Origin of the sequence: Sphingomonas sp. DC1600-2, from assembly GCF_049897605.1 — a bacterium.
In the GTDB taxonomy this organism is placed as follows: domain Bacteria; phylum Pseudomonadota; class Alphaproteobacteria; order Sphingomonadales; family Sphingomonadaceae; genus Sphingomonas.
The window spans coordinates 43,751-68,392 of the sequence record NZ_JAFCWO010000008.1 but is presented as its reverse complement, the minus strand read 5'-3'; the positions used below and the strand labels follow the sequence as shown (position 1 = coordinate 68,392).

Genomic DNA, 24,642 nt, shown 5'->3' with positions numbered 1-24,642 from the left:
GTTTCGCTACCCGTGATCGGGTGCAAGCCCGCCCGCATTTCTTCTTTTTTCTCTGCGATACGGGCGAGCATCCTGAAATTTGAGAGGTTCTGATCGGCCATGGACTTTATCTCGATCCTTTCGATCTTCGTGATGGCCTGTTTCGTCGGCTATTATGTCGTCTGGTCGGTCACCCCCGCCCTACACACGCCGTTGATGGCGGTGACCAATGCGATTTCCTCGGTGATCATCGTCGGCGCGCTGATCGCGGCGGCGGCGGCCGGGATCGGTGAGGGCGGGGCGACGTCGAAATGGCTCGGGCTGCTCGCGGTGGTGCTGGCGAGCGTCAACATCTTCGGTGGCTTCGCCGTCACCGCGCGGATGCTGGCGATGTACAAGAAGAAGGTGCCGAGCGCGGCCGCCAAACATTGATTTCGTCACCCCGGCTTTATGCCGGGGTCCACTCATCCACTGACGCCGGGGCTGATGGCGCGGTGGACCCCGGCACAAGGTCGGGGTGACGGTAAGGGGTTGAAGGCAAGTGGAACAGATAACGGTCAATCCCTGGGCATCGCTCGCTTACCTCGTCGCGGGGGTGTGCTTCATCCTCGCGCTGCGCGGGCTGTCCAGCCCGGCGACGAGCCAGCGCGGCAACCGCATGGGCATCATCGGCATGACCATCGCGGTGGTGACGACGCTGGTGACGCATGTGCCTTTCAAAGATTATCAAGACTTCGGTCAATTGGGCTTCATCGCGCACGTTGACGGCCTGACATTGATCGAAATCCTCGCAGCAATCGGCATCGGCGCGGCGATCGGCATCACCACGGCGCGCAAGATCGCGATGACCGACATGCCGCAGCTTGTCGCCGCCTTCCACTCGCTCGTCGGGCTGGCGGCGGTGCTGGTGGCATGCGCGGCCTACCTCAATCCGGGTGCGTTTGGCATTGCCGTGGATGGCCTGATCTTCCCGCAAAGCCGCATCGAAATGGGCCTCGGCGTCGCGATCGGCGCTATCACCTTTTCGGGCTCGGTCATCGCCTTCCTGAAACTCAACGGCAATATGGGCGGCGCGCCGATCCTGGTGCCGGGGCGGCATGTGATCAACCTCGGCGTGCTCGCCGCGATCCTGGGGCTGGTCGGCTATTTCACCGTCGACCAGAGCGCATGGGTGTTCTGGACGATCACCGTGCTCAGCTTCGCAATCGGCTTCCTGCTGATCGTGCCGATCGGCGGGGCGGACATGCCGGTGGTGGTGTCGATGCTCAACTCCTATTCGGGCTGGGCGGCGGCGGCGATGGGCTTCACGCTGCACAACACCGCGATGATCATCACCGGCGCGCTGGTCGGGTCGTCGGGCGCGATCCTCAGCTACATCATGTGCAAGGCGATGAACCGCAGCTTCCTCAGCGTGATCGCGGGCGGCTTTGGCGGCGAAACCGCGACGGCGGGCGGCGCGCCCAAGGAGCAGCGGCCGTGGAAGCGCGGATCGGCCGAGGACGCCGCCTTCCTGCTCGAACAGGCCGAACAGGTTATCATCGTGCCGGGTTACGGCATGGCGGTCAGCCAGGCGCAGCATGCGTTGCGCGAAATGGGCGACAAGTTGAAGGCCCATGGCGTGCGCGTGAAATATGCGATCCATCCCGTGGCCGGGCGTATGCCGGGCCACATGAACGTGCTGCTGGCCGAAGCAAACGTGCCGTATGACGACGTGTTCGAGCTGGAGGATATCAACAGCGAATTCGCGCAGACCGACGTCGCTTTCGTGATCGGCGCGAACGACGTGACTAACCCCGCGGCCAAGACCGACAAGACTTCTCCGATTTACGGCATGCCCGTGCTCGATGTCGGCAAGGCCAAGACGGTGCTGTTCATCAAGCGTTCGATGGGCGGGGTCGGCTATGCGGGCGTCGACAATGACGTGTTCTACATGGACAACACCATGATGCTGCTGGGCGACGCCAAGAAGATGGTCGAAGAGATCGTCAAATCGCTGGACTAAGCCAGCGTACTTCAGCCAAACTGTTGATCTGAAACGCGAACGGGGGTTTGGGCGATGGTGACGGTTGGCGATATTATCGGCGGAGGTTTTCGCCTGATCCGGGAGCGGGTCGGCGCGGTGGCGGTTTGGGCTGGTCTGTATCTGGTGATGAACGTCGCCGTCGTGCTGGCGCTGCGCCCGGCGATGGCGGGGCTGATCGCGGCGCAAGCGGCGGGTAGCGCACCCAATCCGGCCGTGGCGATGGCGGGGATGAGCCAGATGTTCGGCCTGTACCTGCTGCTGATGATCGGCCTGCTGGTGCTGTACACAGCCGCGTTGCGCGCCGCTGTGCGCCCGGCGGAAAGCGGCTTTGCCTATCTGCGTCTCGGCATGGACGAAGTGCGTATGGTGCTGGTGGCGCTGGTGCTCTCGGTCGGCTTCTTTCTGCTGTACGTGCTGCTGGCGCTGGTGATTGGCGTGATCGGCGGTGTGGTGGCGGTTGCGGCGCGCGCGGCGGCGGTGCCGGTGTTCGTCCTTCTTGGTTTGATCGTGTTTGCGGTGCTGATCTTCTTCTATGTGCGCTTCTCGCTCGCCTTCGCGCTGACGATGCAGCGCGGCAAGATCATGATCGGCGAATCGTGGAACCTGACGAAGGGGCGGTTCTGGACGCTGTTCGGGGCCTATTTCGTGGTCGGGCTGATCGTGACCGTGGTGTCGGTGGTGGTGCTTGCTATTACCCAGGGCAGCTACATTGCGGAGATGGCACAGGGCGGCTTCCGCCCCGAGGCGGTGCAGGCCGCACAGCGGCACCAGATGGAGCAGCAATTCGGGGCGATTACCGGCCTGACCATATTGGGCTGGGTGCTCGGTGCGGTGCTGATGACGCTCTGGATCACGCTGGCGGCGGGTGTGGCGGGCGCGGCGGCGACCGGATTGCGCGAGGATGACTTTGCCGACATCGCTGCCGTCTACGAATGAACGCTGAGGCTTTGCTCCGTTACGGAGCAAAGACACGCAAATACGCAGCTTTGGCCGGGCTTTTCCCCCGAAATGGGTCGGCTTTCGCTGTTCCGCCGCGCGGGTATACGTAATTTGCGTACTCAGCCGCGGCGCTAGCCCGGCGTAGCGGAGCGGCAGCGATGGGCGACGATGGACGAGCGACCGGGGGAACGTTCCCAACCAGCGCGGATTGGCACCGGGCCCCGGATATTCTGGCGATCGTAGAAGAGCGGCACCGCGCGGCTGTGGAGGAGGTGTTCGACGCCGTTCGCGGCGGGAGCCGGGCGTGGACCGACTGGCGCGGTGCCACCGAGCGCCTCAATCAGCCGGGGTCGGCGGGAATTGTCGTGGCGGACGCCCGCGGAGTGGGCGAGGCGGAGCTTGCGGTGGTCCTGCCCTTGCTCGACGCGTTCGCCCGGGGCGGGGGCCAACGGGTGATCATCGTGCTCGATTTCGAGCAGATCGACAGCATTTCGGCGGCGCTCGCGGCCCCTGGGATCGAGCTGCTATGCGCGCCGACGATGGCCGAATATGTCGCTGCCGTGATCGTCGCGGGCGGCGGCGCTGGCGGGGTCCGCGATAGTGGCCGTGAGGCTGAAGCCGAGCGATTGCGGCAATTGCACGAGCAGGTCGCGCGAATCGCCGAGACGCTGGCGCGGTTGGCGGGGGATGTAGCCGATCCGACACTGCGCGAGTCCGGACGCGAACCCGGGCGCGAGTCCGCGCGGGAGACGGGCTATGTCGGCGAGCATGGCATGCGCTATCGCGGCCCAGCCCCAAGCGCGGCAGCCGCACCCGATATCACCGCGCGCGAGATTCGCGACGCGATTCGCGCGCGGCGCTTGCGCGACCAGCATTTTGCGGGCGGCTTGTTCGAGGACCCGGCATGGGACATGCTGCTCGATCTCTTCGCCGCCGAGCTGGAGCGGTCGCAGGTCTCGGTCTCCAGCCTCTGCATCGCCGCCGCCGTTGCGCCGACCACCGCGTTGCGCTGGATCGCCAAACTCACCGATGCCGGGCTGTTCGAGCGTCAGCCCGACCCGTTCGATCGCCGCCGCGCCTATATGGCGCTGTCCGCCCGCGCGAGTGCGGCGATGCGCGCTTATGTCGGGGCGGTGCAACGGATCGGCGCTGCCATTGCGTAATCGTAAGGCGGCGTGGGTGCGGAGGCTTGCAGTGTCGGCCGGGTGATGGCACAGGGCGCTTCTTCGTTCCCGCAAGCGGGTTCGCGGGCGATTAGCTCAGTTGGTAGAGCGTCTCGTTTACACCGAGAATGTCGGCGGTTCGAGCCCGTCATCGCCCACCACGCCCTGCAGGGCTATTTCAGCACCAACGGCAAGCCGGCGGCGACGAACACCACCGAATCGACGGTGCGCGCGATCGCCTGGTTGATCGTGCCAGCCATGTCGCGAAAGCGGCGCGCGAGCGCATTGTCGGGCACGATGCCGAGGCCGACTTCATTGGATACGAGCAGGATTTTTCCCGGCGCAGCGGCGATAGCGGCGGTGAGGTGGTCGATCGCGGAGGCCAGATCAGCCTCTGCGAACAACAGGTTGGAAGCCCATAGCGTCAGGCAATCGATCAGCAGGACGGTTTCGGGGCGACTGTGCGCGGCAATCGCCTCGGCCAGCGCGAGCGGTGCCTCGAGCGTTTGCCAGCGCCCCCCCCGTTCGGCGCGATGCCGCGCGATGCGATCGTCCATCTCGCTATCGAGCGCTTGCGCGGTGGCCACATAGAGCAGCGTCCCCGGGAGGTCTTCCGCCTGGCGCTGGCCAAAGGCGCTCTTGCCCGAGCGCGCGCCGCCCAGGATCAATTGTGTCCGTGTGAATGCAATCGACATCGCTTTGGCGGTTCCAACAGAGTCCCGTTGCCCTATAGCGCGGACGCGGCACTCTGCACCGTTCGATCGAGCGCGGGTAGGACCAGACGACAGGATAATGCGCGCTTGCGGGAATGGACGATACATGGCGGTCGGCTTGCGGAAGCGCAGCTCCATTATCGCGACGCGCCGACACCGTGGCTGGATTTATCGACCGGGATCAACCCAGAGCCATGGCCGGGGGCCGACGCGCTGACCTTCGACTGGACGCGCTTGCCGGACGACGCCGCGCTTCATGCGCTTGAAACGACCGCCATGCGCTATTTCGCGGCGCGGGGGCCGCAGGTTCTGGCGCTGCCCGGCACCGAATTCGGCTTGCGCGGTTTAGCGACGCTGGGTCTCCCCGGGCCCTTCCGCCACATCTGGCCGGGCTATCGCACCCATGCCGAAGCGTTGCCGGGGAGCGCCCCTATTTCCTTCGAAGCCGCGATGGAGAGGGCGGCGCAGGGCGGCACGATCGTGCTGGCTAACCCCTCGAACCCCGATGGGCGCTTGCTTGCGCCTGCCGATGTGATGGCGCTGGCGTGGCGGCTGGCGCGCAGCGGCGGGTGGCTGGTGGTCGATGAGGCGTTCATCGATGCGGAGGACGGCGGCAGCATCGTGCCGTTGCTCGACGGGAACGAGCCGGTGCTGGTGACGCGTTCGTTCGGCAAGTTCTTCGGTCTGGCGGGCGTGCGCCTGGGCTTTGGCGTGGGGCCGCCTGCAATAATCGCGCGCTGGCGCGAGACCGTCGGCAGTTGGCCGCTGTCCGCCGCTGCGATCGCGATCGGCACGGCGGCTTATGGTGATAGTGGTTGGATCGCCAGCGCCCGCGCTGCCCTGTTCGAGCGTGTAGCGGCGCTGGATCGCGTGTTGCGCCGCCACGGACTGGAGCCGATCGGCGCATCGCCGCAGTTCCGGCTGGTGCAGTGTGAGGCGAGCGCGTTGTTCGACCGCCTGGCGCGTACCGGCATTCTGACGCGACCCTTCGACTATGATCCGCGCTGGTTGCGGCTGGGTGTGCCAGCGTCGCGCGGAGATCTCGCGCGCCTCGATCGGGCTCTGGCCGGTGGCTGAACCGGTCGCGCTGGTGGCGCTGGCCCTCGATGCGGCGATCGGGTGGCCCGCATGGCTGTACCGGCGGATCGGTCACCCGATCGGCCTGTTCGCCCGGATGCTCGACGGGTGTGAGCAGGCATGGAACCGTCCCGACCGTTCCTTTGCGTCGCGCCGGACGCTGGGGGTTCTCACGATGGCGCTGCTGATCGGGACGGTCGGTGGGGCGAGCTGGTTGCTGCAACGGGCAGTGTTGGAGGGGCTTGGCCCGGTCGGGTGGCTGGCCTGCGCGTTGCTGGCCTTTCCGGCGCTGGCGCAGCGGAGCCTGGATGACCATGTCCGTGCGGTTGCCCTGGCGCTCGAGCAACGGGACTTGCCCACCGCGCGTACTGCCGTTGCGCAGATCGTGGGGCGCGATCCAGATGCTCTCGATGCCGCCGGGGTCAGCCGTGCCGCGATCGAAAGCCTGTCCGAAAGCTTTTGCGACGGCGTTGCCGCGCCGCTTTTCTGGTTGCTGGTTTTGGGGTTGCCGGGTGTGTGGATGTACAAGGCGATCAACACAGCCGACAGCATGATCGGCCACCGCGAGGAGCGTTGGCGCGCCTTCGGTTGGGCGGCAGCGCGGATCGACGATGCGGTAAACCTGATCCCCGCGCGCCTTGCCGGGATGGTAATTTGCCTTGCCGCCGGCAAAGGCTGGCGGACGATGGCGCGCGATGCGGGCAAGCATTCTTCCCCTAATGCCGGGTGGACCGAGGCGGCGATGGCGGGGGCGCTCGATCTGCGTCTGGTCGGCCCGGTCGCTTATGACGGCGTATTGTACGACAAGCCCTGGATCGGCGCGCGCGGCCGCAGCGATGCGGGTGCCGCCGACATTCGCCGGGCTCTGGCGATCTATCGCCGGGCGTGCCTGTTGCTGTGGGGAATTGCAGGGGGGCTGGCATGGGCGCTGTAATGCTGCAGGGGACGGGTTCGGACGTCGGCAAATCGGTGCTGGTGGCGGGGCTGTGCCGCGCGCTTGCCAATCGCGGGCTGCGCGTGCGCCCGTTCAAGCCGCAGAACATGTCGAACAACGCTGCCGTCACTGCCGATGGCGGCGAGATCGGGCGGGCACAGGCGACCCAGGCGATCGCCTGCCGTACCGAGCCGACCACCGACATGAATCCGGTGCTGCTGAAGCCGCAAGCCGATCATACATCGCAATTGATCGTGCACGGTCAGGTGCGCGGCACCTTGCGCCCGGGCAATTTCCGCCAGGCGCGCGGGGCCCTGCTGGAGGATGTGCTGGCGAGCTACCACCGGCTGCGCGCCGAATGCGACGTGGTGGTGGTGGAGGGGGCCGGGTCGCCTGCCGAGATCAACCTGCGTGCCGGGGATATCGCCAATATGGGCTTTGCGCGCGCGGCCGGAGTGCCGGTGGTCTTGGTCGGTGACATCGATCGCGGTGGCGTGATTGCGGCGATCGTTGGCACGCGCGCGGTGATCGACCCCGACGACGCGGCGATGATCCGGGGATTTCTGATCAACAAGTTTCGCGGCGATCCGGCCCTGTTCGAGGACGGCTATCGCCAGATCGAGCAACTGGCGGGCTGGCGCGGCTTCGGCGTGGTGCCGTGGCTCGCCCCGGCAGCGCGCTTGCCGAGCGAGGATGCGGTCATTCTCGAACGCCCGGTCGTCAGCGAACAACAGCGAATCGTCATCGCTTGCCCGATCACGCCGCGTATCGCCAATTTCGACGATCTCGATCCGCTGAAACTGGAGCCGGATGTGGAGGTGCGGATGATCGCGCCCGGACAGCCAATCCCGGCGGAAGCCGCTATGGTGGTGTTGGCCGGGTCGAAGGCGACCATCGCCGACCTTGCGTTCCTACGCGCCGAAGGATGGGACATCGATATTCTGGCGCACTACCGGCGCGGTGGCCATGTGCTGGGCCTGTGCGGCGGGTATCAAATGCTGGGCGACACGATCAGCGATCCACACGGGGTCGAAGGTTCGTCCGGCCGCGTGCCCGGGCTGGGCCTGTTGAAGGTCGATACCGTTCTTGCCGGGCGCAAGACATTGGAGCGGGTGAATGGCACTGCGCTTGGTACGCCGTTCCAGGGCTACGAAATTCATATGGGCGAAACCACGGGCCCCGATACCGCTCGCCCGGTTGCCCGCATGGCCGATGGACGGAGCGACGGTGCGATCAGCGCCGACGGGCGCATCGCGGGCAGCTACGTCCATGGTCTGCTCGATCTTGCCGGTCAGCGCGCGGCATGGCTCGCGCGCATCGGGGGGACGGGCCGTGGCATCGACCAGCACGCTGCGGTTGACCGGGCACTGGACGAGATTGCCGCTTTGCTCGAAATCCATCTCGACATCGACGCGCTGGTCGCGGTGTCACAGATGGCGCAGGACTAAGATCGCGACCAGTAACCCGGTTTCGACGAGTTCGATCCCCGCGCCGTGGCAATCGCCCGAAACACCACCCAGCGTTCGCCGCAACCACAGGCCCCACAGGCCAATCAACGGCAGCACGAGCAGGATCGCGGGCACCGCCACGGCGCTGGCCGCGAGCAGGACGGACCATCCGACGATGTGCGATATGCGCACATGCTCGACGAAGCGCGCGCCAAGCCCTGCATGCAGCGGCGGCAGCCACAGCGCCCACACCAGCGGCCCGATGCGCGCGGCAAAGGGCAGCAGGATCAACGCAGGGAAAACATCGCCCGCCGCGATCAGGGCGTGGACCAGCACCAGCTTGGCGAGCAATTGCAGCACGATCACGACCACGCCGAAGCTGCCGACATGCGGATCCGCCATCACCGCCAGCAAGCGCGCGCGGTCCTTGTGCGCAGCGCCGCAGCCATCGGCGAGGTCCGCCAGCCCATCGAGATGCAGCGCCCCGGTCACCCCCACCCACACCGTTACCGCCGCCAGCGCCGCCACCCAGCCATCCAGCTGCGCGCCCAGCCCCGCCGCGCCCGCGACCAGCGCCCCGACGATCAGCCCGACGGCGGGGAACCAGCGCATCGATCGGGCAAAATCGCGCTCGCTCGCCGCCACGCGCGGGGTGGGCAGCCGGGTGAGGAACTGGATGGCAAGGAGCAGGCTTTTCATGGGCGCAGGCCAATGATCTGCGCAGCGCGCGTTTCACCGGGCCACACGCGCAACGACAACAGGCTGGCATAGGGCAGATCGATTGCCCAGCTCTGGCGGGAATCGAAGCCGCACAGCACCGCCAGCGCCGCCCGCATCGCCCCGGCGTGCGTCACCACCAGAGTTGGAGCCGCCGCCAGATCGGCCAGCGCCCGCGCCACCCGCCCGACGAGATCGGACCAGCGCTCGCCCGCCGGCGGCGCGCAGCCATCGGGATCGTCCCAAAAGCGCGAGAGCGCGGCACCGTCCACTGCGTTGGGGGGCAGGCCGTCCCACTGCCCGAAGTCCAATTCGCGCCAACGCGGATCGATCACTAGCGGGATCCCTCTCATCGCCGAAATTGCCGCGCCCGCACGCCGGGCGCGCGACAGGTCCGATGCGATCAGCACCGTGACATCCAGCTCGCGCGCCTGCGCCACGCACGCGGCGATGCCAGGCGGCAGCGGGGTCGCGTCGGTGTGGCCGATCAAGCGCCCCGCGCCTTCCGGCTCGCCATGCCGCAGGAGATGCAGGACGAAGCTGCTCACAACGCCTCCGCCACCCCCGCCTCGGCAAAGGTCGCCATGCCGTTATGCGCGGCGAGCGCGCTGCGGATGACCGACACGGCCACCGCGCCGCCGCTGCCCTCACCCAGCCGCATCCCGAGCGATAGCAGCGGTTCCAGTCCCAAATGGCGCAGCACGCGGACATGCCCTGGCTCGGCCGAACAGTGCCCGGCGATACAGTGATCGGTGATGGCAGGCGCGTGCACGGCCAGCGGTGCCAGCGCGGCGCAGGTGATGAAGCCGTCGAGCACCACCGGCACGCGCTGCCGCCGCGCGGCAAGTATGGCACCCGCAATCGCGGCGATTTCGCGCCCGCCCAGTCGTCGCAACCTTTCAAAGGGGGTGCGCGGTGCCCCCGCGTGGAACGCCAGCGCGCGTTCGACCACCGCGACCTTGCGGGCGATGCCGGTCGGGTCGACACCGGTTCCCGGCCCGACCCAGTCCGCCGCCGCGCCGCCAAAGCTGCGCGCGCACAGGGCGGCGGCGGCGGTGGTGTTGCCGATGCCCATCTCGCCGACCACCAGCAGGTCGAGCCCCGGCTTAACCACGGTGGCCCCGGCGGAAAGGGCGGCCAGGCATTCGCCCTCCGTCATTGCGGGGCTTTGCGTGAAATCAGCCGTCGGACGATCGAGCTCCAGCGCGACCACCGAAAGCTCCAGCCCCGCCGCCGCCGCCAGGGCATTGATCGCCGCGCCGCCCTTCGCGAAATTGGCGACCATCGCCTGGGTGACGCTGGCGGGAAAGGCGCTGACGCCATGCGCGACAAAGCCGTGATTGCCGGCGAAAATGGCGGCGCGCCCGTGCGCGATGCGCGGTCGCGCGGTGCCCTGCCACCCGGCCATGAACAGCGCGAGATCCTCCAGACGGCCGAGCGACCCCGGTGGCTTGGTCAATGCCGCTTGCCGCGCGCGTGCTTGCGCAATTGCCGTCGCATCGGGCTCGGGTAAATTGGCCAGCGCGGCATCGAACGCGGCGGGTGTGGCAAAACCGCTCATTGCGCGACAAAGCCCGGCGGTGGCGTGCGGGTGATGAAATGCCCCTTCACGCCCTGCGGCCACTCTTTGAAGGGCACGCGGCCATGCTCGCTCTCGGCATAGGCCAGCGCGTAGTCGAGCAAGGCGGTTGCGGCATCGGCATCCGGCGTGAACCGGCCCAGCACATAGCCGACCTTGCCCGGCGCGCGCAGATGCACGGTGCAGAATTCGGCACAGGCGAACAGGCACGGCATTTCCTGCACGGCGATGCCTGCATAGCGTGGGTCACCAGCCTGTGCTTCGCGTAACGCCGCGACCAGCCGCGCGCCGCCGCGCAGGCCGACCGCATCCTCTTTCGCATCGGCGCTGTGGCGACAGGTGTTGCAGGCGACGATGGCGGGGCCATCCTCGACGGGGGTCAGCATAAGGTCGGGGTCTTTCCTGTGGCGGTCATCGTTCAAAAATCCGGTCGTCCATGGGTTCGCGTGCCTGCCAGCCGTGCCGTTCGAGTTCGGGCGTAAGGGAGGCCTCGCTCGGGTAGCCGACACACAACACTGCAATCAGCGACCAGTCCGTCGGCACGTCGAGCAGCGCCTGAACCTCCAGCGGATCCACGATCGATACCCAGCCCATGCCGATGCCGCGCAGCCGCGCCGTCAGCCACAGCGTGTGGATCGCCATGACGCACGAATAGCGCAGCATTTCGGGCATGGTCGCGACGCCGAGGCCGTGCCCGGCGGCGGGTTGCTCGTCGCAGAAGACCGCCAGCACTTCGGGGGCCTCGCGCAAGCCGTGCAGCTTCAGCGCCTGATAGCGATCGTACCGTTCGGTGCCGCGATAACGCGTTGCCGCTTCGGCCTTTTGCGCATCGACATGGATGGCCAGCGCGTCGCGCAGTGCACGCGTGCGCACCCGCACGAAGCGCCACGGCTGCGCATTGCCGACCGACGGCGCGAAAGCGGCCGAATGCAGGATGGCGCGTATGTCCGCTTCCGCCACCGCGCGCGGATCGAAATGGCGCACATCGCGTCGCCAGCGCAGCAGGTTGCCGAAGCGCGCCTGAAACGCGACATCGAAGGCGGGCGGTCCTTCGGTCAAAATTCGATCCCCGCCTGCGCCTTTACGCCCGCGCGGAACGGGTGCTTGACCATCGTCATGTCGGTGACGAGATCGGCTGCGTCGATCAGCGCCTCGGGCGCATTGCGGCCGGTGACGATGACGTGCTTCCTCTCGGGCTTGGCAGCGAGCACCGCCAGCACCTCGTCGAGCGGCAGATACTCGTAACGCAACGCGATGTTCATCTCGTCGGCCAGCACCATGTGATAGGCGGGGTCCGCGATCATGCGCTGCACTTCGTCCCACGCACGGCGCGCGGCGGCGATATCGCGCGCGCGGTCCTGCGTGTCCCAGGTGAAGCCCTCGCCCATCGGCTTGAATTCGACATTGTCGGGAAAGGCGGCGAAGACGCGCGCTTCCCCGGTCTGCATCGCGCCCTTCACAAACTGGACGACGCCCACCTTCATGCCGTGCCCGATCGCGCGCACGACCATGCCCAGCGCGGCGCTGGTCTTGCCCTTGCCTTTGCCGGTGTGGACGATCAGGAGGCCCTTTTCGCGGGTCTTCCCCGCGACGATCCTGGCTTGCGCGGCCTGTTTTTTGCGCATCTTCTCGGTGTGCCGCGCTTCGTTCGCCGACGCAGCGTCTTCGGGGTCAAGCGACATCGGCGCGGTTCTTTCGTAAGAGATAGATATCCATGATCCAGCCATTGCGCGCGCGCAGGTTGGCTCGCGCGGCGGCAATGCGCGGCGCGACGGTGGCGAGCGGTCCGTGGATCAGCGTTTCCTGTGGCATCCCGACATAGGCACCCCACCAGATCGAAATGCCGTCCGGCTCCAGCACCTCGAACGCGCAGCCGCTGTCGAGCATAACCACAACCGTGTCGGCCGCGTCGGGCCAGCCACAGGCGCGCAATAACCGCCCGGTGGTGATCGTGACGGCACCCGCGAGGGCATTGAGCGGGATGGCGTGCGCGGCGGTGAGCAGCTGCAGGCTGGTCAGTCCCGGCACGACGCGCACGCGGAGCGGCAGGCCGCTCGCCCGCAACCGCTCCGCGATGCGCAAGCTGCTGTCATAGAGCGCGGGATCGCCCCAGACGAGCAGCGCCAGCCGCCCGCCCTCGGGCAAATGCGCCACGATCTGAGCGCGCCATGCGGCGGCGATGGCGTCGTGCCAGTCGTCGACGGCGTGGGCATAGTCCCCGCCTGCTGCGCGCACCGGCATGTCGAAGGCGACGATCCGCGTCGGCCCGGTCAGCACCCGCGCGCAGATCGCGCGGCGCAGGTCGATCAGGTCGGATTTGGCATCGCCCTTGCGCGGCAGCAGGATCAGGTCGGCGCTGTTCATCGCCTGCACCGCCTGCGCGGTCAGATGGTCGGGATTGCCGGTGGCGATGCCGATCAGGTCGAGATCGATCATGCGTCCTCCATCAACGGGCCATAGAGGATCAGCGCGGGGGCCGATCCCGCGCCCGTGGTCAGCGCATCGGCCAGCGCGGCGACCGAGCTGCGCGTTATCCGCTGACTGGCATGGCCGACATTTTCGGCCAGCAACGCGGGTGTCTGCGGCGGCAATCCGGCGGCGATCAGACGCGTGGCCAGCGCGGGGAAGGTGCGCTTGGGCATGAACACCACCGTCGTCGCCTCGGCATCGGCGAGCGCCGCCAGATTGAGGTCGTGCGGCAGCGCCCCGGTCGCATCGTGCCCAGTGATGAACTGAACGCGCCGCGCCAGCGCCCGCCGCGTGAGCGGGATCGCCGCCGCCGCCGCCGCTGCGCTGGCCGAACTGACGCCGGCAATGATCTCGAAGGGGATGTTCGCCAGCCGCAACGCTTCGATCTCCTCCTCCAGCCGACCGAAGATCCCGGCGTCGCCCGACTTTAGCCGCACCACACGCCCACCCGTGGCAGCATGGGCGACGAGCAAGCGGTTCACTTCGGCCTGGCTGGGGGAGGGGCGTCCGGCGCGTTTGCCGACATCGATCAAGGTCGTACCGGCGCGGATGTGGTCGAGCATCGCACCGGAGGCGAGATCGTCGAACAGCACGGCATCGGCCTGTTGCAGCCGCGACAGGCCCTTCAGCGTCAGCAATTCGGGATCGCCGGGGCCTGCGCCGACAAAGGAAACAAAGCCGGTCATTGTGCGGTGGCGATCATATGAAAATAGCTGCCGGTGACGCGGCCGCGCCGCGAGCCGGTTTCGGCGACCGCTGCGCCGTCAGCGTCGGTGACATAAGCGAGCGGTGCGTCGGTCTGTTCGACGACCGTCGAGTAATGAAATTCATGGCCGCGCAGCCGCGTGCCCGCCGCCAGCGCTCCTACCGGCGCGACCAGTTCGGCAAGGCGATAGCCCAGATGCATGCGGCGCTGGGCATGGCTGGTGACCAGCCCGAGCAGACCGGCCATGCGATGCGCTGCGCCGTCTTTGTCGATCAGCGCCGCGCCCAGCACCATATAGCCGCCGCATTCGCCGTGGACCGGGCGCGTCTCCGCATGGTGGCGAAGGCCACCCAGAAAGGTCGTGGCGGCGGCGATCGGCCCGGCGTGGAGTTCGGGATAGCCGCCGGGCAACCACACCATGTCGGCGGTGGCATCCGGTGCTTGATTGGCGAGCGGCGAGAAAGGCAGGATTTCCGCGCCGCCGCGTCGCCACCCCTCCAGCACGTGCGGATAGACGAAGGAGAAGGCGGCATCGCGCGCGATCGCGATGCGTTGGGCTGGCGGCGCGGGCGGGAGCGACCGGTCGGGCGTGTGCGCCCGTTTCTGCGCGGCGGCGGCGCAAATCGCGTCGAGATCGGCATGGTCGCGCAGGAAGGCGGCATAATCGGCGATCGCGGCATCGAGCGCGGGATGTTCGATCGCCTGGACGAGCCCCAAATGCCGCTCGGGCAAGGTCAAGTCGCCACGGCGCGGCAAGGCCCCCAGCACCGCAATTCCCACCGCCTCCAATCCGCGCCGTACCAGCCGTTCGTGGCGCGGGCTGGCGACGCGGTTGAGGATGACCCCGGCGAGCGGGACAGTGGGGTCGAGCAGCTTGAAACCAAGCGCGATCGCTGCCGCAGACTGCGCCTGGCCCGATACGTCGATTACCAGCACGACGGGCCAGCCCATGCGGCACGCAATGTCGGCGCTCGCCCCGTTGCCAGTGGCCCCGGCACCGGCAACGCCATCATAAAGCCCCATCGAGCCTTCGGCGAGGACGAGATCCGCGCCCGCTGCTTCGCCTGCGATCGTATCGAGCAAACCACCCGTCATCGCCCAACTGTCGAGGTTGAACGACGCGCGCCCGCACGCCGCGCGGTGAAAGGCGGGATCGATATAATCGGGTCCGCTCTTGAACGGCTGCACCACCAGCCCGCGTGCGCTGAGCGCGCGGAGCAGCCCGAGCATGACCGTTGTCTTGCCCGTGCCCGATGCCGGGGCGGCGATCATGAGGCCCGGCACGCTCATTCGGCAGACTCCGCAAAACGCGAGGTTGCATCCTGCGGCCGGAAGCGCCGGTCATAGCCGTGGGCGTAAAGGCTGCTTTCGGCGAAATCCTCGGCTGCCAGCACGCGGCCGACCAGAATCAGCGCGGTGCGCTCCATGCTGCCCGCGACCGCATCCGTGATCGTCGCCAGCGTGGCGTGCACGATACGCTGATCGGGCCAGCTCGCCCGCCAGACCACCGCCACCGGACAGTCCCCGCCGTAGGCCGGGGTGAGATCGGCGACGACGCGATCGAGCGCGTGGATCGACAGATGGATCGCCAGTGTTGCCCCGGTGACTGCGAAATGGGCGAGGCTTTCCGCAGGGGGCATCGTACTGGCGCGTCCCGGCGTGCGCGTCAGCACTACAGACTGGGCGAGCGCGGGCAAGGTCAGTTCCGCCTCCAGCGCGGCAGCGGCCGCGGCGAAGGCGGGCACGCCGGGGGTGACCGTGACGGGAATGTCCAGCGCGCGCAGGCGACGCAGTTGCTCGCCCATCGCCGACCATAGCGACAGATCTCCCGAATGCAGCCGCGCGACATCCTGCCCCAGCGCATGGGCGGTGGCGATTTCGGCGATGATCGCGTCCAGGTCCATCGGCGCGGTGTTGATGATCCGCGCCCCCGGCGGGCAGTGGCGCAGCACCGCTTCGGGGATAAGCGACCCTGCATACAGGCAGACCGGGCTGGCGGAGATCAGATCGCGCCCGCGCAGCGTCAACAGATCGGGCGCGCCGGGGCCAGCCCCGATGAAGTGAACGGTCATGACTGGGGTCCTTCAGCGATCGCGCAGGTGGCCATGCGATCGGGCGAAACGTGGCGCGGGCCGAGCAGGCGCGCGCCGCGGCCCGCGGCGCACAGCGCGCTGGCCTCGGCGACGCTCCCGCTGGCATAGGCGGCCAAGCTGGCGACGGAGCGGGTCGGCGTGGCGACGCTGGACAGTGCCTCGGGCGAGATCGCAAGAACCGGTAAATCCAACGCCTGCCCCAATGGCGACAGGCCGGAGAGTTTGTCTGTCACGGTGGCGAGGTGGGTGACGGAGGGATGCCCCCGTTGCGCCAGCCGCAAGGCCGCGCGCAGCGACTCCAGCGGTGCACCTGCCCGAAATCCGAACCCGGCGACGATCACAGGATGACACTCCATTGCACGACGGGATAGCTCGACCGCCAACCGCGGCGGCGGCCCAGCGGAGCAGCCTGAGCGAGCTCGATCCGCAGCAGAGCACCGCCCTTGGCGCTGTGCCAGGCGGCGAGCAGTGCTTCCGATTCCAGTGTCACCGCATTGGCGACGAGCCGCGTGCCGACCGGCAGGCGTGCCCACAGCGCCTCCAGCAAATCTTGCGACAGGCCGCCGCCGATAAACACCGCAGCGGGCGCGGGCCCTTCGGGCAAGACCGAAGGTGCGGTTCCGATCAGCACCTCCAGCCGATCGACACCCAGCGCCCAGGCATTGGCGCGGGCGCGTTCGGCGCGGGCCGCATCTGCCTCGACCGCCAGCGCGCGATTGGCCGGATGCGCCAGCAACCATTCGATCGCGATCGAGCCTGATCCAGCGCCAATGTCCCAGAGCGTTTCGCCCGGACGGGGGGCCAGCGCCGACAGCGTCAGCGCCCGGATCGGGCGTTTGGTGATTTGGCCATCATGGTCGAACAGCACATCGGGCAGGCCCGCCACGCGCGGCACCGCGGCCCCCGAACCCGCGCACTCGATCGCCACCGCGACAGGATGAGCGATATCGGTGAAATCAAGCGTATCGGCCTGTGTCGAACGGATGCGCTCGTCGGGTCCGTCCAGTGCCTCCAGCACGTGCAACGGCGACGCGCCAAAGCCACAGCCGCGCAGCATAGCGGCCAGCGCGGCAACCGCCGTGCCGTCGCGCACCAGCACCAGCAGGCGCGCGCGCGTGGCAAGGTGTGGGCGCATCCGTTCCAGCGGCGCGGCATGGAGGCCGAGACAGACGGTATCCTGCAATGCCCAACCCAGGCGCGCGGCGGCGAGGCTGAAGGTGGAGGGCGTTGGATGCGCCACCCATTCATCGCGGGCGAGATGGCGGGTCACGCTGCTGCCCGCCCCGAACCAAAACGGATCGCCCGACGCCAGCATCACCACCTTTCGACCGCGATGCGTCAGCAACAGCGCAATGCCGTCGGCAAAGGGCACTGGCCATTCGATCACGGGGCAGGTAATCGCCGGGAATAGCGACAGATGCCGAGCCGATCCGATGACCAGCTCGGCCTCGGCCAAAGCCGTCTGGCTGGCGGGCGAAAGGCTCTTCGCGCCCGCCGCTCCGACGCCCAGGATCGTCAACCACGGCATGTGCCGAAGCTGCGGAGCCGTTTCAGCCATGCGCAATGTCCTTCTGCTGGGCGGCACGACCGAAGCGAGTGCGCTCGCGGCGCTGCTGGCGGCCGGCGGCGTTGCGGCCACGCTCAGCTACGCTGGCCGGACGCAATCCCCCCGTCCGCAACCCGTGCCGGTCCGTATCGGCGGTTTTGGCGGGATTGGAGGGCTGGCGGGATATCTGCGCGAGCACCGGATAACGCATCTGGTCGATGGGACACATCCCTTCGCAGCGACGATGAGCACCAACGCCATCGCCGCTGCGCGTCTGGCGGGCGTTGCCCATATCGCCCTGACCCGGCCCGCCTGGGTGCCCACCGAAGAGGACCGCTGGAGCCACGTCGCCGATATTGCCGGTGCGGTGGCGGCGCTGACGGTGCCGCCGCGTCGCATCTTGCTGGCGCTGGGGCGGATGCATGTGGACGCCTTTGTCGCCCAGCCACAGCACCGTTATCTGCTGCGCTTCGTCGATGTCCCGGATCAGCCACCGCCGCTGCCGCACTACAGCTTGATCGTGGATCGAGGACCGTTCACCGTCGACGGCGACGTCGCTGTGCTGCGCGATCACGCGATCGATCTGGTGGTGTGCAAGAATGCAGGCGGAAGCGGGGCGGAGGCCAAGTTGATCGCCGCCCGGCGTCTCGGTGTGCCGGTGCTGATGATCGACCGCCCGGCCATGCCCGAGCGGCACCAAATGTGCGATCCCGCAGCGGTGCTGGATTGGCTGCTTCATGACACGTCTGCCGAACGCGGCGTGTAGAGAAACACGCCGCTGGAGCGTTGGATCGTCCGCGTCTGGCTCGATCCTACGATCACCATTGTCCGCATGTCGGCCATCTCGGCGCGCGCCTGCCCCAAGGGCACGATTTGCAGATGTTCCTCGGGGGTCGAGACGGCGCGGGCGAACAGGACCGGGCGATCGTCGCCACATGCCGCGCGCAACACCGCGAGGACGCGGGCAAACCCCTCGGGCCGCGCCTTTGAGCGCGGGTTGTAAAAGGCCATGGCGAAATCCGCCTCTGCCGCCAGCCGCAGGCGTTTTTCGATCATCGTCCACGGCTTGAGATTGTCCGACAGGTTGATCGCACAGAAATCGTGGCCGAGCGGGGCACCGGCACGCGCGCTGGCGGCGAGCATCGCGGTGATCCCCGGCAGCACCCGGATATCGAGGTCGCGCCATGCGGGCAGCCCCGCCTCGACCGCCTCGAACACGGCTGCTGCCATGGCGAACACGCCGGGGTCGCCCGACGAAACCACCACCACACGCCGACCCTGCGCCGTCAATGTCAACGCGTGCGCCGCCCGGTCCAGCTCGACGCGATTGTCGGAGGGGTGCAGCGTCAACCCCGCGCGCGGCGCGACCCGTGCGACATAGGGAACGTAGCCGATCACGTCGCTCGCGCTGGACAACGCGTCCGACACTTCCGGGGTGATCTGCGCCGCGTCGCCAGGGCCCAGGCCAGCGATGGCGAGCCAACCGGCGCTCATGGTCTGCGTCCCTGTCCGTGGATCAGCAGAATTGCGAAATAGGGCGTGACGCTGTCAGCCTCGACCAGTCGCGTTACTTTCTGTCCTGGCATAGCGGCATGTTCGACCAACCACGCCGCATCCTCGCGCTCCGCAGCGGCGACCGCGCGGCGCAGCTTGGCCAGATGGCGTCCGATTTTCATCACGACCAGCGCGTCGGTGTCGCGAATCCGGCGGACGAGTTCCGTTTCCGGCAAGGTGGCCATCGCGACCGTCAACACGTCGTCGCCCCAGGTGATCGGCATGGCGGTTGCGTTCCACGCCCCGGCCATACCGGTAATGCCCGGCACCACCTCCACCGGCACCACGCCCGACAGGCGCGCATGCAGGTGCATGAACGACCCGTAGAAAAACGGGTCGCCCTCGCACAGGACCACCACGTCCGCGCCCGTTTGCGCCAGCGCGGTCAGCCGCGCGCTGCAGTCGGCGTAGAAAGCGGCAAGGCAGGCATTGTAGCGCGGGTCGCTCAGCGGGATTTCGATCGTTACCGGATATTCCATCGCCAGCTCGATCGCGTCGGCGCGCAGCATTCCCTCGACGATGCGCCGCGCCTGTCCGGGGCGTCCGGCCTTGCGAAAATAGGCGATATGGGTGGCACCGCGCACCAGCCGATCGGCCCGCACGCTCAGCAAATCGGGCGCACCGGGGCCCAGCCCGACGCCGTAAATGGTGCCCACCCGCGCGCTCATTCGGCGCGGCTCGCGAGTGCGTTGACTGCGGCAACGGTGATCGCACTGCCGCCCAGCCGCCCTGCCACGACGCAGCATGGCACAGGCTGTACGTCCCACAAGGCCGCCTTGGATTCCACCGCGCCGACAAAGCCGACCGGGCACCCGATGATCGCGGCGGGACGCGGACAGTCCGGGTCCTCCAGCATATTGAGCAAATGGAACAAGGCGGTCGGGGCATTGCCGATCGCCACCACCGCCCCCGCGAGATGCGGCCGCCACAACTCCAGCGCCGCCGCCGACCGCGTATTGCCCATCGCCCGCGCCAGATCCGGTACGTGCAGATCGTGCAGCGTACACAAGACCGGGTTGGAGGCGGGCAAGCGCACGCGCGTAATCCCCTCGCTCACCATGCGCGCGTCGCACAGGATCGGTGCGCCCTCCGCCAGCGCGGTGCGCGCTGCGGCGGCGAAGCTAACGGAAAACCGGATATGCGGGGCCAGTTCCACCAGGCCCGAGGCGTGGATCATACGCACCGCCACCGGTTCTTCCTCGGCGGTAAACCGGGCAAGGTCCGCCTCGGCGCGGATCGTGGCGAAGGACTGGCGATAGATTGCCGCGCCGTCGGTTTCATAGTGGTACGGCATCAATTGCTTCCGAATTGGGCGAGCAGCGCGGCGCGGCTGAGCGCCGTGCGCACCGCCGGAGCCCCGGCGCGCGCGTTGAGGGAAAGGTCGTAAAGGCCATCGCGCCCGGTCACTGTGACGTCGGCGGCGCGTTGTGATGCGCAGCCCTTGGCGCAGCCCGACACATGCAGTCGCCCGGCGATCGACGGCGCCAGGCGAGCGGCCAGACTGCGGGTTTCGACGCTTGCTTGCGGGCAATATGGCGCACCGGGACAGGCATCCGCGCGCAGCAGGAAGTCGGACGGGTCGGCCAGCATTCCGTGCGGCGGCGATGGCGTGCGGTCGCCCTCGACCAGAATCAGCCGCCACGGCGTGATCCGCACCGCGGCGACGGTCGACCCGGGCGTGACAAGATCGGCAAGCACCGCCGCTGCGATCTGGCCGAAGGGCAACCCCCATGCCATGCCGCGCTGCCACGTGCCCGGCTGAAGTGGAGCGAGCGATGACGAGGGGGGCAGTGCGCCCGTCGCCCAATCCGGCAGGGCCGCTTCGTGGCGGGCCATGCGTCCGGCGACCGCACCACCGCTGTCCATGAACCACCGCGCCAGCGCGATCAACGCGGCGGCCTCGTCCCCGCGTGCCACCGCAACCCCGGTCGCCCGGCCATCGGCGCGCAGGATCAACGCCCCGTCGGCTGCGCGCTCGACCCGGAAATCGCCGGTCTCCGTCCCCAGCACGCGCGTGGCTCCGGCATCGACGACGAAACCGACCTTGCCCGGCAGATCGGGTGCGGTGTGCAAATGTTCGACAAGGTCGCAGGCGATGCGGTGGGTGTCGTCGCCCTCCTGCCACTGAGGCGCGACGAGGATCATCCGCCGCTTCTCGCCTTCTGCATCGGCATCGACCAGATCCAGTGCGATCAACGCCTGCAAAAGCGGCTGCCAGCCATCCTCCGACACGCCGCGAAGCTGCAGATTGGCGCGCGATGTGAGGTCGATCACGCCGCTACCATAAGCGATCGCCGCCGCGCACAGCCCGCGCACCTGGTGGGCTGTCAACCGGCCAAGCCGGGGCTTCACCCGCACCAGCAGTCCATCGCCCGAGCGCATCGGTCGCCACGCATCGGGGCACCAGCCCTTTACGATGAAGGGGCTCATGCGACCCCCTGCAACTGCGCGAGGATCGAATTGCGGCGCGTCGGCCACAGCCCGGCGGCATGGAGCGCGGCAAAGCGCGCCTCCATCGCCGCCAGCGCGCCCGGATTGTCGCGCTCCAGAAACGCCCGCACCTCGGCTTGGCCGAGCGTGGCATCGTAATAGAGGTCGAACAGTTGTGGCGGCACGCTGGCGGAGAGGTGCGCGAACGTGCCCAGATGGTCCAGCGTCGCCGCCAATTCCGCCCCGCCGCGAAACCCGTGGCGCATCATCCCCGCCACCCAGCCCGGATGCGCCGCGCGCGCGCGGACCACCCGCGCCAGTTCCTCGGTCAGCGTGCGCGCTGCGGGCCGAGCCGGATCGCGATGGTCGAGATGGTAGAGCGCGACGGGTGCGGCCACGATCGCCCTTGCGGCGGCGAACCCCGCTTCATGCGCCGCATAGTCGGCGGCCAGCAGCAGGTCGGTTTCGGGCAAATCCTGGAGATGGACGAACGCATCCGTCTCCGCGACCCGATCGCGCAAGCCCTGGGCGTCGGGCCCCGCCTGTCCCTCCGGCAAATCGAGCGGATAGGCAGATGCCGCAAGCCAGGCTTCGCCAGCCGCGCGTCGCGCGTCGTCGGTATATAGATCGATCGTCTCGCCAAGCCCAACGCCATAAGCGCCGGGCCGCGGCCCATAGACTCGCGCCGTCGCGATCCGGCCTGCAAAGGGATTCCAGTCGGGGGGTTCTTCGCGTGCGGCGAGCGCGCGCACCGCTTGTCCGAAGAGCACCGGCAGCGTGGGGAAGGCATCGCGGAACAGCCCGGACACGCGCAAGGTCACGTCGATCCGTGGATGGTCGAGCAGCGCGAGCGGCAGGATTTCGATTCCGCTGACTCGCTCCGAGGCGGTGTCCCAGACCGGCTTTGCCCCAAGCAGATGCAGCGCCATCGCAAATTCTTCGCCTGCGGTGCGCATGGTTGCCGATCCCCACAGATCGACGATCAGGGCGCGCGGATAGTCGCCATGATCCTGCAAATGGCGGCGGATCAATTCCTCCGCCAGCACCACGCCCTGTTCGTGCGCCGAACGCGACGGGATTGCGCGCGGGTCGATCGTGTAGAGGTTGCGTCCGGTCGGCAGCACGTCGCTGCGCCCGCGATAGGGAGAGCCCGACGGCCCGGCCGCCACGCGCCGCCCGGCCAGCGCTGCGAGCAGGCCGGCGCTTTCCGCCGCCCCCTGCGCTCCACGGCCGAACACGTGCAGGCCATCGGTGAACTGGCTTTCCTTCACGTCGCAGACAAAGCGGTCGATGCGTGTGATCGCGTCGCTCAAGCGGGTCGCGCGATCCAGGCCAAGCTCGGCCTCCAGTCCCAGCGCTTCCGCCTCTGCGCGAATATCGGTTTGCAAGCGGTCGCGCCGCGCCGGGTCGAGCCCGTCGGCATTGGAAAATTCGTCGAGCAGCGCCTCGATCCGCCCAAGCCCGGCCCCCGTACCTGACGGGGCCAAGGGTGGCGGGACGTGGCCGATGGCGACGGCACCGATGCGGCGCTTGGCTTGTGCTGCCTCGCCGGGGTCGTTGACGATGAACGGGTAGATGAAGGGCAACGGCCCAAGCAGAGCTTCGGGCCAGCAGCCTTGCGACAGCGCGACCGATTTGCCCGGCAACCATTCCAGCGTGCCATGTGCCCCCACATGGACGATCGCGTCGGTGCCGATCGCGCGCAGCCATAGATAGAAAGCGACATAGCCATGGCGCGGGCATCGGGTGAGGTCGTGATATTCCTGATCGCGCCCGGTGCTGGCACCACGTTCCGGCTGCAGTGCCACCCGTGTGCGCCCGGCGCGCACCGCCGCAAACCGGAACATCCCGTCCATGAGTGCCGGATCGTCTTCGGGTTCGCCCCACGATGCGGCAAGATCGTGTCGCAAGGCCTCGGGCAATGCCGCCAGCGCGCGGCGATAGTCAGCCAGCGGCCAGGTCAAAGTGTCGGAGCGAAGCCCCTCGGCAAGGTCGTCGCGCGTCTCTGCGTCATATCCCGCGCTTGCCAGATCGGCCAAAATCGCCTCGGCCGATGCCAGCGCATCCAGTCCGACGGCATGGGCCATCTGATAGGTCTTGCCGGGATAGGTGGACAGGACCAGCGCCACTTGCCGTTCGCCGACGGCTTTGGCCGCCAACCTAGTCCAACCAGCGACCCGGTCCGCGATCGCCGTGATCCGCTCGGGCTCGGCCCGATGCGCGGTCCGGGCAAATTCGAGCAGCGGATCGCGCGTGCCCGCTTCCTTGAAACTGGCGACCCCGGCGAATAGCCGACCGTCAATCTCGGGCAATACGACATGCATGGCGAGATCGGCAGGTGACAGGCCGCGCGTGCCGTCTGCCCAGGCGGCGCGTCCCGACGTTGCCAGCGCCACTTGAAACACCGGTACCCCCGCCGCGTCGAGCGGTGTTTCCCCAGCCTCGCCCCGCGCCGAAAATGCGGTCGCGTTGAGGATTGCGACGGGCGATAGTGTGCCGATCCACGCCGCGATCCGGTCGCGCGTTTGCGGGTGCTTCAGCGACGGTCCGAACAGCGACAGAGTCGCAAAACCGCGCTGCTCGAACGTGCTATGCAGCGCGGCAAAGGGGGCAAGGTCCTGCGCCGCGAGATAAGCGCGGTAGAAGACGAGCAAGATCAGCGGTCGATCGGGATCGCGCGCAAAAGTGGCCGGATCGACCACCCCGCAATCGGGATGCCATCCGCCCGCCAGCGGCAACGATCGGGGCGTGACCGTATCGTCCCAACACAATCCTGCGGCGCGCGCCAGCAGCGTCAACGCGGCTCCGCTCGCTTCGGGCCCGCCTTCGTCGCACAAGCGCGCCAGCGCGCGCAGCGTCTGCGCGGACAGGGTGGAGACGGCGTCCAGCCGTGCGTCGGCGCGACCATCGGCGGGCAACACCGCCAGTGCAATCCCCCGTGCCCGCGCAAGCAGTTCGACCTGCTGCAACCCGTAACTCCAATAGGGCATGCCGCCGATGAGCCGGATGAGGATCGCTTTGGCACCGCTCAGCGTGTGCTCGACATAGGTATCGACCGACAGCGGATGGCCGAGCGCCGCGAGATTGGCCAACCGGAGCGAAGGCAGCGTTTGCCCGGATCTTCGCGCGGAGTGCCATGCGCCCGCGAACGCACCAAGGTCGCTGTCCGAAAAGGACAGGATGACCAGGTCAGCCGGGCTCTGCCCCAGATCCTGCGGGATCGCGGCTTCTTCCAGACCGTGGCTTTCGCGGAAGAGGATGTGCACGGGCTG

Annotated in this window: 26 protein-coding genes and 1 tRNA gene; 9 read left to right on the top strand and 18 right to left on the bottom strand. The window is 68.0% G+C overall.

What is annotated here, in order from left to right; all coding sequences use genetic code 11:
* The first annotated feature begins 99 nt into the window (after window positions 1-99).
* The 5 genes from ACP7BL_RS14315 to ACP7BL_RS14295 all read left to right on the top strand — a co-directional run bounded on the left by ACP7BL_RS14315 (window position 100) and on the right by ACP7BL_RS14295 (window position 4,265).
* Window positions 100-411, top strand: a complete 312-nt coding sequence (locus ACP7BL_RS14315) for an NAD(P) transhydrogenase subunit alpha (protein ID WP_033965836.1) — start codon at window positions 100-102, stop codon at window positions 409-411.
* A 109-nt stretch (window positions 412-520) separates the two neighbouring features.
* Window positions 521-1,981, top strand: a complete 1,461-nt coding sequence (locus ACP7BL_RS14310; protein ID WP_426258652.1) for an NAD(P)(+) transhydrogenase (Re/Si-specific) subunit beta — start codon at window positions 521-523, stop codon at window positions 1,979-1,981.
* 54 nt (window positions 1,982-2,035) lie between these two features.
* A complete protein-coding gene (locus ACP7BL_RS14305; RefSeq protein ID WP_426258651.1) occupies window positions 2,036-2,938 on the top strand; it encodes a hypothetical protein in 903 nt (300 codons plus the stop codon).
* 161 nt (window positions 2,939-3,099) lie between these two features.
* Window positions 3,100-4,104: a hypothetical protein gene (locus tag ACP7BL_RS14300; RefSeq protein WP_426258650.1), complete on the top strand. Its 1,005-nt coding sequence runs from the start codon at window positions 3,100-3,102 to the stop codon at window positions 4,102-4,104.
* A gap of 85 nt (window positions 4,105-4,189) precedes the next feature.
* A tRNA-Val gene (locus tag ACP7BL_RS14295) sits at window positions 4,190-4,265 on the top strand.
* A 12-nt stretch (window positions 4,266-4,277) separates the two neighbouring features.
* On the opposite strand, the gene cobU is transcribed toward ACP7BL_RS14295, so the two are convergent.
* The gene (gene cobU, locus ACP7BL_RS14290; protein ID WP_426258649.1) at window positions 4,278-4,799 is read right to left on the bottom strand and encodes a bifunctional adenosylcobinamide kinase/adenosylcobinamide-phosphate guanylyltransferase; all 522 of its coding nucleotides are present in this window, start codon (window positions 4,797-4,799) and stop codon (window positions 4,278-4,280) included.
* A gap of 105 nt (window positions 4,800-4,904) precedes the next feature.
* Between cobU and ACP7BL_RS14285 the strand changes: the two genes are divergently transcribed.
* From ACP7BL_RS14285 to ACP7BL_RS14275, 3 genes are read left to right on the top strand one after another with little or no spacing between them, the layout of a single operon-like run.
* On the top strand, window positions 4,905-5,894 hold the full coding sequence (locus ACP7BL_RS14285) for an aminotransferase class I/II-fold pyridoxal phosphate-dependent enzyme (protein ID WP_426258648.1): 990 nt from the start codon (window positions 4,905-4,907) through the stop codon (window positions 5,892-5,894).
* Window positions 5,887-6,828: an adenosylcobinamide-phosphate synthase CbiB gene (gene cbiB / locus ACP7BL_RS14280; RefSeq protein WP_426258647.1), complete on the top strand. Its 942-nt coding sequence runs from the start codon at window positions 5,887-5,889 to the stop codon at window positions 6,826-6,828. The genes ACP7BL_RS14285 and cbiB overlap by 8 nt, the downstream gene beginning before the upstream one ends.
* Window positions 6,816-8,276 (top strand): cobyric acid synthase, encoded by a 1,461-nt coding sequence (locus tag ACP7BL_RS14275; protein WP_426258646.1) that lies wholly within the window; start codon window positions 6,816-6,818, stop codon window positions 8,274-8,276. The genes cbiB and ACP7BL_RS14275 overlap by 13 nt, the downstream gene beginning before the upstream one ends.
* Here ACP7BL_RS14275 and cobS read toward each other — a convergent pair.
* The 12 genes from cobS to cbiE are packed head-to-tail and all read right to left on the bottom strand — an operon-like array spanning window position 8,256 to window position 17,398.
* Complete coding sequence (cobS, locus tag ACP7BL_RS14270) at window positions 8,256-8,975, bottom strand: adenosylcobinamide-GDP ribazoletransferase (protein WP_426258645.1); 720 nt, start codon at window positions 8,973-8,975, stop codon at window positions 8,256-8,258. The genes ACP7BL_RS14275 and cobS overlap by 21 nt on opposite strands.
* Complete coding sequence (locus ACP7BL_RS14265) at window positions 8,972-9,541, bottom strand: histidine phosphatase family protein (protein WP_426258644.1); 570 nt, start codon at window positions 9,539-9,541, stop codon at window positions 8,972-8,974. The genes cobS and ACP7BL_RS14265 overlap by 4 nt, the downstream gene beginning before the upstream one ends.
* A complete protein-coding gene (cobT, locus tag ACP7BL_RS14260) occupies window positions 9,538-10,554 on the bottom strand; it encodes a nicotinate-nucleotide--dimethylbenzimidazole phosphoribosyltransferase (RefSeq protein ID WP_426258643.1) in 1,017 nt (338 codons plus the stop codon). The genes ACP7BL_RS14265 and cobT overlap by 4 nt, the downstream gene beginning before the upstream one ends.
* The gene (locus ACP7BL_RS14255; RefSeq protein WP_033966163.1) at window positions 10,551-10,958 is read right to left on the bottom strand and encodes a DUF1636 domain-containing protein; all 408 of its coding nucleotides are present in this window, start codon (window positions 10,956-10,958) and stop codon (window positions 10,551-10,553) included. Before ACP7BL_RS14255 ends, cobT begins: the two co-directional genes overlap by 4 nt.
* Window positions 10,959-10,983: 25 nt before the next feature.
* On the bottom strand, window positions 10,984-11,631 hold the full coding sequence (gene bluB, locus ACP7BL_RS14250) for a 5,6-dimethylbenzimidazole synthase (protein WP_426258642.1): 648 nt from the start codon (window positions 11,629-11,631) through the stop codon (window positions 10,984-10,986).
* Window positions 11,628-12,254 (bottom strand): cob(I)yrinic acid a,c-diamide adenosyltransferase, encoded by a 627-nt coding sequence (gene cobO / locus ACP7BL_RS14245; protein WP_426258641.1) that lies wholly within the window; start codon window positions 12,252-12,254, stop codon window positions 11,628-11,630. Before cobO ends, bluB begins: the two co-directional genes overlap by 4 nt.
* A complete protein-coding gene (cobF, locus tag ACP7BL_RS14240) occupies window positions 12,244-13,008 on the bottom strand; it encodes a precorrin-6A synthase (deacetylating) (RefSeq protein ID WP_426258640.1) in 765 nt (254 codons plus the stop codon). Before cobF ends, cobO begins: the two co-directional genes overlap by 11 nt.
* Window positions 13,005-13,727 (bottom strand): uroporphyrinogen-III C-methyltransferase, encoded by a 723-nt coding sequence (gene cobA, locus ACP7BL_RS14235; protein ID WP_426258639.1) that lies wholly within the window; start codon window positions 13,725-13,727, stop codon window positions 13,005-13,007. Before cobA ends, cobF begins: the two co-directional genes overlap by 4 nt.
* Window positions 13,724-15,037: a cobyrinate a,c-diamide synthase gene (locus ACP7BL_RS14230; RefSeq protein WP_426258638.1), complete on the bottom strand. Its 1,314-nt coding sequence runs from the start codon at window positions 15,035-15,037 to the stop codon at window positions 13,724-13,726. The genes cobA and ACP7BL_RS14230 overlap by 4 nt, the downstream gene beginning before the upstream one ends.
* On the bottom strand, window positions 15,034-15,819 hold the full coding sequence (cobM, locus tag ACP7BL_RS14225; RefSeq protein WP_426258637.1) for a precorrin-4 C(11)-methyltransferase: 786 nt from the start codon (window positions 15,817-15,819) through the stop codon (window positions 15,034-15,036). The genes ACP7BL_RS14230 and cobM overlap by 4 nt, the downstream gene beginning before the upstream one ends.
* Window positions 15,816-16,181, bottom strand: coding sequence for a cobalamin biosynthesis protein (locus ACP7BL_RS14220; protein ID WP_426258636.1), 366 nt, complete (start codon window positions 16,179-16,181; stop codon window positions 15,816-15,818). The genes cobM and ACP7BL_RS14220 overlap by 4 nt, the downstream gene beginning before the upstream one ends.
* A complete protein-coding gene (gene cbiE / locus ACP7BL_RS14215) occupies window positions 16,178-17,398 on the bottom strand; it encodes a precorrin-6y C5,15-methyltransferase (decarboxylating) subunit CbiE (protein WP_426258635.1) in 1,221 nt (406 codons plus the stop codon). The genes ACP7BL_RS14220 and cbiE overlap by 4 nt, the downstream gene beginning before the upstream one ends.
* Between cbiE and ACP7BL_RS14210 the strand changes: the two genes are divergently transcribed.
* Window positions 17,397-18,152, top strand: coding sequence for a cobalt-precorrin-6A reductase (locus tag ACP7BL_RS14210; protein ID WP_426258634.1), 756 nt, complete (start codon window positions 17,397-17,399; stop codon window positions 18,150-18,152). The two genes, cbiE and ACP7BL_RS14210, sit on opposite strands and share 2 nt — an antisense overlap.
* On the opposite strand, the gene cobJ is transcribed toward ACP7BL_RS14210, so the two are convergent.
* The 5 genes from cobJ to cobN are packed head-to-tail and all read right to left on the bottom strand — an operon-like array spanning window position 18,122 to window position 24,636.
* Complete coding sequence (cobJ, locus tag ACP7BL_RS14205; protein WP_033966157.1) at window positions 18,122-18,880, bottom strand: precorrin-3B C(17)-methyltransferase; 759 nt, start codon at window positions 18,878-18,880, stop codon at window positions 18,122-18,124. The two genes, ACP7BL_RS14210 and cobJ, sit on opposite strands and share 31 nt — an antisense overlap.
* Window positions 18,877-19,608 carry a precorrin-2 C(20)-methyltransferase gene (gene cobI, locus ACP7BL_RS14200; protein WP_033966156.1) on the bottom strand — a complete coding sequence of 244 codons (732 nt, stop codon included), beginning with the start codon at window positions 19,606-19,608 and terminating at the stop codon, window positions 18,877-18,879. The genes cobJ and cobI overlap by 4 nt, the downstream gene beginning before the upstream one ends.
* The gene (locus ACP7BL_RS14195) at window positions 19,605-20,234 is read right to left on the bottom strand and encodes a precorrin-8X methylmutase (protein ID WP_426258633.1); all 630 of its coding nucleotides are present in this window, start codon (window positions 20,232-20,234) and stop codon (window positions 19,605-19,607) included. Before ACP7BL_RS14195 ends, cobI begins: the two co-directional genes overlap by 4 nt.
* Window positions 20,234-21,370 (bottom strand): cobalamin biosynthesis protein CobG, encoded by a 1,137-nt coding sequence (locus ACP7BL_RS14190; RefSeq protein WP_426258632.1) that lies wholly within the window; start codon window positions 21,368-21,370, stop codon window positions 20,234-20,236. The genes ACP7BL_RS14195 and ACP7BL_RS14190 overlap by 1 nt, the downstream gene beginning before the upstream one ends.
* A complete protein-coding gene (gene cobN, locus ACP7BL_RS14185) occupies window positions 21,367-24,636 on the bottom strand; it encodes a cobaltochelatase subunit CobN (protein ID WP_426258631.1) in 3,270 nt (1,089 codons plus the stop codon). Before cobN ends, ACP7BL_RS14190 begins: the two co-directional genes overlap by 4 nt.
* Between the last annotated feature and the right edge of the window lie 6 nt (window positions 24,637-24,642).